General features: G+C 69.9%; 1 protein-coding gene. It reads left to right on the top strand.

Annotated elements, in window-relative coordinates; all coding sequences use genetic code 11:
• A partial coding sequence (locus AC5ZFO_RS48365; protein ID WP_496124318.1) for an ATP cone domain-containing protein occupies positions 1 to 339 on the top strand: 339 nt, incomplete at both ends.

Genomic DNA, 339 nt, shown 5'->3' with positions numbered 1-339 from the left:
GAGAGCGTGGAGCAGCTGACGGCCGAAGTCGTCGCTGCGTTGATGCGGCGGGCAGGCGAGGGACGCACCTTCCATATCGAGGACGTGCAGGACCAGGTCGAACTCGCCTTGATGCGGAGCGAGCACCACAAGGTCGCACGCGCCTATGTGCTGTACCGCGAGGAGCGGTCGCGCCGGCGCGCCGAGGAGGCGGCCGCGGAAGCGACGTCCGCCGTCGCGCCGGCACTTCATGTCACGCTCGCCGACGGTTCGCGCGTTGGTCTCGACACCAAGCGGCTCGCGCTGATTATCGGCGAAGCCTGCGCCGGTCTCGACGGCGTCTCCGCGGCACCCGTGCTC

This window comes from Bradyrhizobium sp. Unk1 (assembly GCF_059512345.1).
The sequence above is the reverse complement of the archived record's forward strand: the minus strand, read 5'-3'. Positions and strand labels throughout refer to the sequence as shown.